Annotated in this window: 9 protein-coding genes and 1 pseudogene; 3 read left to right on the top strand and 7 right to left on the bottom strand. The window is 65.1% G+C overall.

All coding sequences use genetic code 11. From position 1 onward, the window contains the following. Window positions 1–58: 58 nt before the first annotated feature. Together AEB_RS16650 and AEB_RS16645 are read right to left on the bottom strand one after the other, a co-directional pair. On the bottom strand, window positions 59–343 hold the full coding sequence (locus AEB_RS16650; protein ID WP_119084134.1) for a hypothetical protein: 285 nt from the start codon (window positions 341–343) through the stop codon (window positions 59–61). A gap of 75 nt (window positions 344–418) precedes the next feature. Next, a complete protein-coding gene (locus AEB_RS16645) occupies window positions 419–3,463 on the bottom strand; it encodes a TonB-dependent receptor domain-containing protein (protein ID WP_197714454.1) in 3,045 nt (1,014 codons plus the stop codon). A 354-nt stretch (window positions 3,464–3,817) separates the two neighbouring features. Here AEB_RS16645 and AEB_RS16640 point away from each other — a divergent pair, with 354 nt between their 5' ends. Genes AEB_RS16640 through AEB_RS16630 form a run of 3 tightly spaced genes read left to right on the top strand, consistent with a single transcriptional unit; the run spans window position 3,818 to window position 6,068 of the window. Continuing rightward, window positions 3,818–4,600 carry an SDR family oxidoreductase gene (locus tag AEB_RS16640; RefSeq protein ID WP_119084133.1) on the top strand — a complete coding sequence of 261 codons (783 nt, stop codon included), beginning with the start codon at window positions 3,818–3,820 and terminating at the stop codon, window positions 4,598–4,600. A gap of 34 nt (window positions 4,601–4,634) precedes the next feature. Then, on the top strand, window positions 4,635–5,534 hold the full coding sequence (mtnP, locus tag AEB_RS16635) for an S-methyl-5'-thioadenosine phosphorylase (protein ID WP_119084132.1): 900 nt from the start codon (window positions 4,635–4,637) through the stop codon (window positions 5,532–5,534). Between the two features lie 54 nt (window positions 5,535–5,588). Next, complete coding sequence (locus AEB_RS16630) at window positions 5,589–6,068, top strand: MarR family winged helix-turn-helix transcriptional regulator (RefSeq protein ID WP_119084131.1); 480 nt, start codon at window positions 5,589–5,591, stop codon at window positions 6,066–6,068. 79 nt (window positions 6,069–6,147) lie between these two features. Here AEB_RS16630 and AEB_RS16625 read toward each other — a convergent pair whose 3' ends face one another. The 5 genes and pseudogenes from AEB_RS16625 to AEB_RS18670 form a co-directional block, all read right to left on the bottom strand. Further along, on the bottom strand, window positions 6,148–7,167 hold the full coding sequence (locus AEB_RS16625; RefSeq protein WP_119084130.1) for a type II secretion system F family protein: 1,020 nt from the start codon (window positions 7,165–7,167) through the stop codon (window positions 6,148–6,150). Window positions 7,168–7,186: 19 nt separating this feature from the next. Then, the gene (locus AEB_RS16620) at window positions 7,187–8,158 is read right to left on the bottom strand and encodes a type II secretion system F family protein (protein ID WP_119084129.1); all 972 of its coding nucleotides are present in this window, start codon (window positions 8,156–8,158) and stop codon (window positions 7,187–7,189) included. Between the two features lie 61 nt (window positions 8,159–8,219). Continuing rightward, window positions 8,220–9,515 carry a pilus assembly protein CpaE gene (locus AEB_RS16615; RefSeq protein ID WP_119084128.1) on the bottom strand — a complete coding sequence of 432 codons (1,296 nt, stop codon included), beginning with the start codon at window positions 9,513–9,515 and terminating at the stop codon, window positions 8,220–8,222. A 3-nt stretch (window positions 9,516–9,518) separates the two neighbouring features. Continuing rightward, complete coding sequence (locus AEB_RS16610; RefSeq protein ID WP_119084127.1) at window positions 9,519–10,172, bottom strand: CpaD family pilus assembly protein; 654 nt, start codon at window positions 10,170–10,172, stop codon at window positions 9,519–9,521. Between the two features lie 14 nt (window positions 10,173–10,186). After that, a pseudogene (locus tag AEB_RS18670) lies at window positions 10,187–10,870 on the bottom strand (type II and III secretion system protein family protein); the annotation flags it as partial. Between the last annotated feature and the right edge of the window lie 143 nt (window positions 10,871–11,013).

Raw genomic sequence — 11,013 nt, 5'->3', positions numbered from 1 at the left:
GAGAGCGTATCTTCGGCGGCTTGGGAGTCAGGACAGGTTCGGCTTGGGCTGATTGCCCTCAGCAGGGCCCCTCGCCATTGCAGGTTCTCGTCAGGCGATCCGAGCGCCGCTGTTCCTCTTCGAAGCGCGCCTGCTCGGCCCATTCGGCATTGGTGTGGCACACCTTTTGCGGAATGCGGCTGTCCAGTAGCGTCTGATATTTGCACTTCATCGCATCCGGATCGACTCGCTCGGAAGCCTCATCCTTCTTTTTCTTCTGTGGCTCCTTCGACTGAGCGAGAAGAGCCGGCGTCGCCGTGGCAAGCAGCGTGATGCCGAACAGGGCGGTGATCGTCTTTTTCATAGTCGCCGATTGTAAATAAAAAGGGCGGCGGCATCAACTGCCGCCGCCCTTCTAAGTGGCTATTGCCTGTTCGCCTTAGAACTTCAGGCGCACACCGGTGTAGAAGCGACGGCCGAACGGATCGTAAACGTCCGCGGCGGTGTCGGTGCCGGTGGTGTTGAAGGTCGTGTTCGACAGGATGTTCGGCGCGCTGTTGTCCAGCAGGTTGTCGATGCCGAAGTACACCTCGACCGCACGGTTCACATACACCGACGACTGCATGTCCAGATAGAACTGGGCCGGGACCGAGACGCACTTGGGGTCAAGGTCATAGGCAATGCAGAACTGATCGTCTTCATACGACTTGCCGATGAACGTGCCGGTGAAGGACACCTTGAAGTTGTCCGTCGAGTAAGCAGCGTTCGCGGTGAAGCGATCGGCGGCAGTGCCGATCTCGCCGTCCTGCGGGTCGGCAGGAGCGCCTTCCAGCTGGAAGTAGTCGTATTCGAACAGGTGCGTGTAAGAGCCACGCAGCGCGAGGCGATCACCCGACATCATGCCGACCGACGTGCTGTAGGTACCCACCACGTCGAGGCCCTGGGTCTTGAGCACCGCGGCGTTCACGGAGAGCGCGTTGATGAACTCGATGGAGCCGGACGAGTTGGTCGCCGTCGCTGACGGGCGACGGGTGATCAGGTCACAGAACGTGCTGTTCCCTTCGCCGTAGCACTGCGCCAGGCTGAACTGGCGACCGAAGGAGGCGATCACGTCGTCGATTTTGTAGTTGAAATAATCGACGGTGAGGGTCGCATTGCCGAGACCCAGCGAACGCGGATTGATCACGGCGCCGACCGTCCACGAGGTGGCAGTTTCCTCGTTCAGGTTCGGGTTGCCGCCATTGAAGCCGCTAATGCCCTGAATGTCGCTCTGCGACAGCGTGAACTCTCCATTGGCGGCGATGTTCGCGGCCACGCCAGGAGCGGCACGGCAGTTGTCACCCAGTGCGCCGCCGCCCGTGGCACCGATGCCTTCACAAGGATCGGTCAGGCCGCTCGGGAAGGTCTGCGACAGGCCGGCATAAAGCTCGCCGATGTTCGGAGCGCGAACAGAGCGAGCATAGGTGCCGCGGATGCGCAGATCGCTAACGGGCATCCAGGTGCCGGTCACGTTCCAGCTGGTGACGGTACCGACGGTGGAATAGTCAGCCACGCGGACCGCGCCGCCCACTTCGAGCAGTTCGAAGAAGGACATGTCGGCAAGGATCGGCACCTTCACTTCGGCGTAGCCTTCCAGCACGTCGAAGCTGCCCGCCGTGTCGGGGAGCTTGTTGCCGGCATTCAGGCCTGCGTTGGTGAGCGCGTCATTGTCCGAGTACGAATCTTCGGAGCGATACTCCACGCCCAGTGCGAGGCCCAGCGGACCGGCCGGAAGGTCGAACAGTGCGCCGGAGATGTTGCCCTGCAGAACCTGCTGCTTGATGCTGGTCTGATAGGTGCCCTGCGCCGTGATGTAATCGATCGCGGCCTGCGAGATGTTGCCGGCGCCGAAGATGTTGATCGGCACGCAGCCATTCGCGCGAGCTTCGGCGTTGATGCAGATCGAGTCATCCGTGGAGCCATTGCCGTTTTCGTCCAGCACGTCCTGGCGAACCGCCAGAGCGTCACGGAAGTTCACGACGTTGACCTGGCCGTTGGAGACCTGGTTTTCCTTCACCTGGCCGAAGTTGTAGCTCACGTCCCAGCGGAAGCGGTCTTCCAGCAGCGTGCCGTCGAAGCCGACCACGAAGCGATAGAAGTCGCGATCGGTGCTGCCGCTGCGAGGGCCGAACTCCACGAGGCGACGCGAGAAGCCGATGTCACGCAGACCGTCGCCATCCGTGTCTGTTGCCTGCGCTGCGATTGCGCCGGGCACCACCGGGTTCACAAACAGCTGACGCTCGAGGATGCCGTCGTCGTTGAAGTCGCCAGTCGCGTAGTTCTCGATCGGCATCACGCCGGAGGAGGGATAGATGCCCGTGGAGCCGTCGGAAGCGAGCGCGAAGGGCTCGATGATCCGCGAGGACGAGGTGCGGTTGTAGGTACCCTCAAAGAAGAAGTTGAGGTTGTTCGTCAGCTCGTAATCGCCCGAGGCCGCGAACAGGTAGCGTTCCACCGGCACTGCGATGGTGCGATAATACTGACGATTGAAGCCCGTCGGGCCCGAACCGGTGCCGAGGTCGCTCGTGCAGGAGGTCCCATTGGTCGCGGTGCAAGGCTGCAGCGCACCGTCCGGACCGTAGGTGAAGGCATAGTCCCCGGAGAAGAACGTGCCGCCAGGTGCGAAGCTGGAATAGAATGGCGCTTCCGACACGCCCCAGTCAGCGGGGTCGCCGGTGAGAGCCATCAGCGAAGTGTCGTCGGTGTAGGTGTTGCTCCGCTGACGCGAGAGAACGCCCTTTTCCTTCGAATAGCCGAAGTGCACCATGATGTTGCCGCGGTCGTCGCTGAAGTTGGTGCCGGCGGTCACGTTCGCCTGGTAGCGCTCGTCATCACCCTCTTCGGTGATGCCATATTGCGCATTGGCTTCGATGCCTTCGAAGTCCTTCTTGTACACGAAGTTCACCACGCCCGCGACGGCGTCGGAACCGTAAAGCGACGATGCGCCGCCGGTGAGGACATCCACCCGGTCGATGAACTGGGTCGGGATCACGTTGAGGTCAACGATCGAGGAGTTCGCGACGCTGGCGACCACACGGCGGCCGTTGATCAGCACCAGAGTGCGGTCCGAACCAAGGTCGCGCAGATCGACCGTCGCAACGCCCGTGCCAGAAGTGAGGAACGCGGAGTTGGTGCGGCTGAGCGCCGGCGTACCGAACACCGGGTTTTCGAGCAGCAGCTCCTGGATGTTGGTGACACCCGCATTCTCGATCTGGCCGGAATCGATGATCTGCAGCGGTGCTGCGGATTCGACGGTGGGCGACGCGATGCGCGAACCGGTGACGATGATCGCCTCGCCGGTGGGCGGGCAGTCTGCTTCGGTGGCAGGATCGCACGGAACGTCCTGCGCATATGCCGGTGCGGCGAAAGCGCCTGCGCCGAGCAGCGCGATCGCGGGCAGGCCGGCGCCAGCCAGCATGCACTTGCGGATTGAGATGGTCTTCATGTGGTTGCAGTCCCTTCGAAACGTGTTCGCCCCAAATTTGGATCAGCCTCACCCCGTGGGAGGTTCGAACGTAGGCTGAATGGCGGATGACTGCGGGAAGCGGACGATGGTTTCAATGAGAACTACCGCAAGGGGGGCAGGATGATTTGTGACTGTTGCGGGAAGGCAACATTACGGTTGTGTGTCAGCATCGGTGCCTCGGCGTCCGCGAATCCGCGGCCTGTGCGGGTTTGCGATGGGTTGTGACCGGGATGGGACGGAGCGTGCGGGGGCGGGCCTGCCGGTTTTCTTGACGGCTCGCGCGCGGCGGCTACGGAGGCGGCGGAGCGGAATGTTGCAGGAAAGGGAAGTCTGATGAAAGTCGATTCATCGGTTGCGGCAGTTGTGACCGGCGGCGCCTCTGGCCTCGGCGAAGCGAGCGCAAGGGCCCTGGCGGCCAAGGGCGCACGAGTGGCCCTGTTCGACCTCAATGAAGAGCGGGCCGCCCGCGTGGCGGAGGAAATCGGCGGCATTGCATGCAAGGTCGATGTGTCGGACGAGGCTTCGGTAGATGCGGGTTTCGCCCGCGCGCGCGAGGCGCATGGGCAGGAACGCGTGCTGGTCTGCTGCGCCGGCATCGGCACCATCGGCAAGACGGTGCGGCGCGACAAGGACACGGGCGAGATCAGCCATTTGCCGGTCGGCCTGTTTCTCAAGACCATTCAGGTGAATCTGATGGGCACCTTCCAGTGCGTGGCGAAATCGGCGGCCGGCATGATGACGCTGGACGGGCTGGAGGATGGCGAGCGCGGCGCCATGGTCTGCACCGCGTCCGTTGCTGCGGTGGACGGGCAGATCGGCCAGGTGGCCTATAGCGCCTCCAAGGGCGGCGTGGTGGGCATGACCCTGCCGATCGCGCGCGATTTCATGAGTGAAGGCATCCGCATCAACACCATCCTGCCCGGCATCTTCAACACGCCGCTGCTGGCAGGGCTGCCGGAAAAGGCGCAGCAATCGCTGGCTGCATCGGTGCCGTTTCCCAAGCGGCTGGGGCATCCCGAAGAATACGCTGATCTGGTGATGACCATGGTCGAGAACGGCTATTTCAATGGCGAGACGGTGCGGCTGGACGGCGGGATCCGCATGGCCCCGCGCTGAGCGGCGGCGACTGGTACGAGAGCGGGGGCAGCGCATGGCGGGTTGGCATCTGGGGGTAATCGGCGGCTCGGGCCTCTACCAGCCCGGAGTGCTGGAGGATGCGCAGGAGATCGCTGTGCGCAGCGCCTTCGGCGAACCGTCGGGTCCGGTGCTGACCGGCACGCTGCCGGGCACCGGCGGCGCGGTGCGGTGCAGCTTCATCGCCCGCCATGGCGCCGGCCACCGTCTGCCGCCCTCAGCGGTCAACTACCGCGCCAATATCGATGTGCTGAAGCGTTGCGGCGTGACCGATGTGGTGGCGATCTCCGCCGTTGGCTCGCTGCGGGAAGAGCTCGCACCGGGTGACTTCGTGGTGCCCGACCAGTTCATCGATCGCACAGTGGGACGCGAACGCAGCTTCTTCGGCGCGGGGGTGGTCGCGCATGTTGCCTTCGCCGATCCCGTTTGCCCGCGACTGGCCGGCATGCTTGCCGAAGCGAGCGCGGCGAGCGGACCGCCTGCGCACCGCGGCGGGTGCTACGTCGCGATCGAGGGGCCGCAGTTCTCCACCCGCGCGGAAAGCCAGCTGTTCCGCCGGTGGGGCGCCGACGTGATCGGCATGACGGCCATGCCCGAAGCCCGCCTCGCGCGCGAGGCGGAGCTGCCCTATGCGCTGCTGGCGATGGTCACCGACTATGATTGCTGGCGCGAGGGCGAGGCACCGGTGGATGTGGAGAGCGTGCTGCGGGTGATGCGCGGCAATGCCGACCGGGCGCGGGAGACGCTGCGGCGGCTGGCGGCGCTGCTGCCGGCGGAGCGGGCGGCGAGCCCGATCGACCGGGCGCTGGATGGCGCAATAATCACTCCCCGCAAGCACTGGGATGGCCAGCTTGTTGCGCGGCTGGATGCGATCGCCGGCCGCTTGTTGCGCTCGACGCCCGCCGATCCGGCTTGACCCTTCGCAGCGAGTCGCTTGCAAAAATCGCCCTTGTGGAACAGAGTCCGCGCAATGTTCGACAACACGCACCTCGCGCAGTTCCTGCCCTATCTCCTGTCCATCACCTCCAATGCGGTGAGTGGCCGCATCGCTGTGGAATATCGCTCGCGCTTCGGCCTCAGCGTGCCGGAATGGCGCGCGATGGCGGTGATCGGCGATTATGGTCCGCTGACCCAGCGAGAGCTCACGCGGCGCACGCTGATGGACAAGGTGGCCGTCAATCGCGCCTGCAAGGCGCTGGAGGATCGCAGCCTCGCCTCGCGCATGCCCAATGAGCAGGATGGCCGTTCCCATCTGCTGAAGCTGACCGAAGCGGGCGTTGCCATGCATGACGAGATCATGCCGCTGGCACTGGCGATGGAGGAGCGGATGTTCGCCTGTTTCGATCAGGCCGAACTGGAACAGTTCCGCGAGATGCTGGGCCGCGTGCGCGCGGAACTGGACGATTTCGATGGCGAGCAGGTGGACAGCCGGAACTACGGCGTGAAGTGAACGCCTCCGGCCGGGCCGAAGGCGTTCGCGATAGAGATTCCACTGCCGGCGGCTTGTTCGCCGCCGGAGCTTGGCAGGTCTAGCTGCCGCCCTTGGCCGGTCCCCCGTCGGAGAAGGCATCGGCGATGGAGCACGATGCCGGGCCGAGGATCACGATGAACAGCACCGGCAGGATGAACAGGATCAGCGGCACGGTCATGATCGCGGGCAGGCGCGCGGCCTTTTCTTCGGCGCGCATCATCCGCTCGTTGCGGAATTCGGCCGAAAGCACGCGCAGCGCCGAGGCGAGCGGCGTGCCGTAGCGTTCCGTCTGCACCATGGTGGTCACCACCCCGCGCACGGCATCCAGATCCACGCGATAGGCGAGGTTCTCGAACGCCTGGCGCCGTTCGGTGAGGAAGGACAGTTCGATGGCGGTGAGGGCGAATTCGTCCCCCAGTTCGGGATAGGCGCGGCCCAGTTCGCGGGCCACGCGGTTGAAGGCGGCGTCCACCGTCAGGCCCGCCTCGGCGCAGATCACCAGCAGGTCCAGCGCATCGGGCAGGCCCTTGCGGATGGCGGCCGTGCGCTTGTTCGCACGGTTTTTCAGGAACACCTCCGGCCCCTTGTAGCCGGCGATGACCAGCCCGGCGAAGACCATGAAGCGCTTGAAGCTGCCCCAGTCGGCAAAGGTATCGGTCCAGTAGAGGACCACCACGCCGATGAAGCCGAGCACGATCGGCAGCACCATGCGCGCGAAGATCACCGCCACGGCCAGTTCGCGGTTGCGGAAGCCGGCGTGGGCCAGCTTCTGCTGGATCGCCTTTACCTGGCTTTCCTGCAGGACCTTCATGCCCTGCAGCGTGTCCTTCATCTTCTCCGTCGTATCAGTCCGGCGGGTCAGGTTCTGGCGCTTCTTGGTGGTCTGCTTGACGATGCCGGCCTTCAGTTCCTCGCGCCGGGCGTTCAGCGACTTCACGCGCTTCGCCATCGGATCCTTCACCGTCACGGCGGTGTAGATGGCGAAGAACACGGCCAGCGCGGCCACGGCGGACAGCGCCGTGCCGACCGCCACGACATCGAAGCCGAGCAAGGTGGGGCCGTGCGGGGGAGCGATCATGGTTGCGTGTTCCTCTCGCTCAGATCTCGAAGCTGACCATCTTGGCCATGATGAAGGCGCCGATGCCCATCCACACCATGCCGCCCAGGCCGGTGATGATCAGGCGGTCGTCGGTGAAGAAGCCGTTGAGGTAGCTGGGATTGATCCAGTAGATCATGCCGAACACGAGGAAGGGCAGGGCGCCGACGATATAGGCGGAGGCCTTGGACTCCGAGCTCATCGCCTTGATCTTCAGCTTCATCTGCGCGCGCTTGCGCAGCACGTCGGCCAGGTTGGACAGCGTTTCGGCCAGATTGCCGCCGGTCTCGCGCTGGATCGCCAGGGTGATGACGAAAAACTGGAATTCCGGCGTGCCGAGCTTGTCCGCGGTTTCCTGCAGCGCTTCTTCCATGGTGCGGCCGATCTTGATCCGTTCCACCACGCTGCGGAATTCGATGCCCACAGGGCCGGGGATTTCCGACGCGACCACGCCCAGCGTCTCTGCCACCGGAAGGCCCGATCGCAGGCCGCGCACCAGCAGTTCGATGGCATCGGGGAATTTCGCGTTGAACGCGTTGAGCCGCTTCTTGACCAGATAGTTGACGACCATATGCGGCAGGCCCGCGCCGACCAGCAGACCCACGCCCAGCGCCAGCGCCAGCGCGCCGGTCTTGAGCAGCAGGAGAAGCGCCACCACGGCGGCGAGTCCCAGCGAGGCGTAGATATACTGGTTGATCGTCCACGGCATGCCGGTGCGGTTGAGGCGCAGAGCCAGCGCTTCGGCGCGGGAGCCGGAACCCGCGCGCTTGTGCAGCCGGGGGCGGCGGGCGGCGATGGCCTTCTTCAGCTGCGATTCCACCTTGGCGGTGGTGCTCTGCGAATGCCGTTCCTGCAGCGATTGCAGGCGGCGCTGCCCCTCGCGAGCCGCCGAGGGCCCGGCGAAGGCGGAGTAGAGCAGGACGAGAAGCGTCACCAATCCACCGCCCACAAGCAGAAGCTGGATGATATTCATACCCGTCCTTCACCACAGGGGCCGGCGCCGGGGCGCCCGTGCCCGATCATTTATCGGCCGCCTACGCGGTTTGCTTCTCGCCGCTCTTGGCGAAGGCCTTCTTCTTCCCGATCAATGATTTGAGATCGAGCTTGCCGAGCAGGGAAGTGCCCGTTCCCGCCTTGCCGAGATCGGCGCCATCATCGTCACCCGCGCCCAGGATGGCGGAGGCGATTTCGCGCATCACCGCACCCGGCTTGGTGGCGCGGTTCGCATCGGCGAATGTCTGGCCCAGCTTGGCGGCATTGGCCGCCGCCTTGGCATCGAAGGGGATCGAGTAGTTGATCTTGCGTTCGATGGAGGCTTCGAAATCGGCCTTGCTGATCTCGGTCGCGCCGGTCTGCACCTTGTTCGCTACGATCAGCGGCTGCGCGCCGGGCGCGTTCTGCTTCAGCCAGGCAAGGATACGGATCGTGTCGCGCGCGGCGGCCAGCGTCATTTCCGTCACCAGCGTCACCACGCCCACTTCCGCCAGCAGGTGGGGGAAGTTGATCAGCATGTTGCGCGGCATGTCGATCACCGACATGTCGAATGCCTGGCGGAACTCTTCCTCCAGCTGCAGGAAGGCGCTGCCGTCGGTCATCAGCGGGGCGTTGATCGGCGCCTCGGCCGAAAGGATCGCCAGATTCTCGTTGGCGCGGATCATCGCGCGTTCGATGAACAGGCCGTCGATGCGGCTGGGGTTCTCGATTGCGTCGGTCAGCCCGCGGCCCGGTTCGAGATCGAGGCTCAGCGCGCCGGTGCCGAAATGCACGTCGAGATCGAGCAGGGCGGTGGAACGCTTGTGCTCTTCGGAGAACAGCCAGGCGAGCGAAGTCGCAATGGTGGAGGCGCCGACGCCGCCGCGCGTACCCACTACGGCGGTGGCAATGTGGCGCTTCACCACTTCCCCGTCGGCAGTGCGCGGCGTGGTGAACACGGCCTGCGCCTGCGTCAGCGCGTCGCGCAGCTGGCTCGCCGAAAGCGGCTTCAGCAGGTAATCGTGAATGCCGCTGGCGATGAGATCGCGATAGAGGCGCACGTCGTTCACCTGGCCGATGGCGATCACCACCGTGCCCGGTTCGCAGACTTCGGCCAGGCCGTTGATGTCGTTCAGCGGATCGCCGCTTTCCGACAGGTCGACCAGCAGGATGGCCGGGCTGGCGGAGATCGACAGCGACTGCACTGCGTTGCGCAGGCCGCCCTTGTTGCACTTCTCCGGCGGCCAGCCCATCTCGATCACGACCGGGCGCAGCGCGTCCAGCGCGGCTTCATCGCAGACGAAGGCGGCGAAGGGATCGCGATTACCCATCGGAGCGGGTTTCCACGGCGCGTTCATTGCTCAATTGCCTCCGGTGGATTGGGTGGAAATGGTGGGCAGGCCGCCGGCACCGCTGGGCTGCTGCTTGCGATAGGTGTCGATTGCCTTGCTCGAACTCATCACCACGGTCTCGCCCGTGCCTTCGGCGCCCTTCAGCAGGTCTTCCGGATTGGCGACCATGGCCGCGATATTGCTGTTGATCGCGCAGCCATAGCCGGCGGTGGTCTCGTTCCGCTGATTGTTGGTGAAGGCCTCGCCCCATTTCGGGCAGCCCGGCACATGCGCGCGTGAGCGGGTGACGACCACGCGGACCTTGCCCGGATCGACATAGCCTTCGGTTACCGGCGCCTCGTCGCTGAGGAGGATGCCATGCCGGCCCGCGATTTCGGACACATCGTCGCGCAGGCCGCTGCCGCCAAGGGCACCGTCGATCGCCACGCGGTCGCCATAGGCGAGGTCGAGCGTCTCGAACCAGCCGGCAAGGCGCTGCTTTTCGGGGATCGAAAGCCCGTCGGATCCGGCGGCCACGTCGAGCGTGAAGTTCTGGCGTTCCACCACCGGCTGGTTCACGCTGTAGAGCGTGGCATTGCCGGAGGGCACGCTGCAGGCCGAAACGCCCAGCCCCAGCGAGAGCGCGGTGACAAGGGCGGCGGTCCGCCTGGTGCGCGTATGCATTGGATTCACCTTTCTCACTTGAGGCTGAAGCCGGGTTCGACGGCCGCCTGCTGCGGCTCGTCCGCTGCGGACTTGCGGCGGCGGTGATCGGCCAGCGGGGCGGCGGCCTGATCCACGGCGCCCACCTGCGGCGCGGGTGCTTCGCCCGCGGCGCTGGGCATCGGCCGGGTGGCTCCGCTCACACCGTTGTTGTCCTTGCCGAGCAGGAACTGCTCGATGGCGCCAGGTGTCTGGAAGCCGTCTGTCGGCAGCACGATCTGGCTGTCGTCCACCGGCTTCACCAGATAGGGCGTGACCACGATCACCAGTTCGCTCTGCCCCTTGCGGAACTCGGTCGATTTGAACAGCGCGCCCAGGATCGGCACGTCACCGGCGCCGGGCAGCTTGTCCACCGTGTTGCGGGCGTTGTTGCTCAGCAGGCCGGCAATCATGAAGCTCTGGCCGGAGCCGAGTTCCACCGTGGTCTCCGCGCGCCGGACCGTAAGGGCCGGAACGGTGAAGCTGTTGGTCACGATCGCACCGTCGCTGGAAAGCTCCGAAACCTCCGGCCGCACGCGGATGGAGATGCGGCCATTGGCAAGCACGGTGGGCGTGTAGGCCAGGCTGACGCCGTAGCTCTTGTATTCGATCGAAGTGGTGCCGAGGCCGCTGGCGGCGGGGATCGGATATTCGCCGCCCGCCAGGAACTGTGCCGTCTCGCCGGACAGGGCCACCAGATTGGGCTCTGCCAGAGTGGTCACGAGCCCGTCCGTCTCGGCAAGATCGAGCGCGGCACCGACATCGAGGCCGAGGAAACGCCCGAACAGGCCGAGCGTGGAGCCGTTGTCTGCCGGGGTGACGA

Source organism: Altererythrobacter sp. B11, from assembly GCF_003569745.1.
GTDB lineage: Bacteria > Pseudomonadota > Alphaproteobacteria > Sphingomonadales > Sphingomonadaceae > Croceibacterium_C.
The sequence above is the reverse complement of the archived record's forward strand: the minus strand, read 5'-3'. Positions and strand labels throughout refer to the sequence as shown.

Bases quoted from the DNA above. Each gene is read 5' to 3' on its own strand.
- AEB_RS16650 (WP_119084134.1), bottom strand. From the start codon at position 343: ATGAAAAAGACGATCACCGCCCTGTTCGGCATCACGCTGCTTGCCACG.
- AEB_RS16645 (WP_197714454.1), bottom strand. From the start codon at position 3,463: ATGAAGACCATCTCAATCCGCAAGTGCATGCTGGCTGGCGCCGGCCTG.
- AEB_RS16640 (WP_119084133.1), top strand. From the start codon at position 3,818: ATGAAAGTCGATTCATCGGTTGCGGCAGTTGTGACCGGCGGCGCCTCT.
- mtnP (WP_119084132.1), top strand. From the start codon at position 4,635: ATGGCGGGTTGGCATCTGGGGGTAATCGGCGGCTCGGGCCTCTACCAG.
- AEB_RS16630 (WP_119084131.1), top strand. From the start codon at position 5,589: ATGTTCGACAACACGCACCTCGCGCAGTTCCTGCCCTATCTCCTGTCC.
- AEB_RS16625 (WP_119084130.1), bottom strand. From the start codon at position 7,167: ATGATCGCTCCCCCGCACGGCCCCACCTTGCTCGGCTTCGATGTCGTG.
- AEB_RS16620 (WP_119084129.1), bottom strand. From the start codon at position 8,158: ATGAATATCATCCAGCTTCTGCTTGTGGGCGGTGGATTGGTGACGCTT.
- AEB_RS16615 (WP_119084128.1), bottom strand. From the start codon at position 9,515: ATGAACGCGCCGTGGAAACCCGCTCCGATGGGTAATCGCGATCCCTTC.
- AEB_RS16610 (WP_119084127.1), bottom strand. From the start codon at position 10,172: ATGCATACGCGCACCAGGCGGACCGCCGCCCTTGTCACCGCGCTCTCG.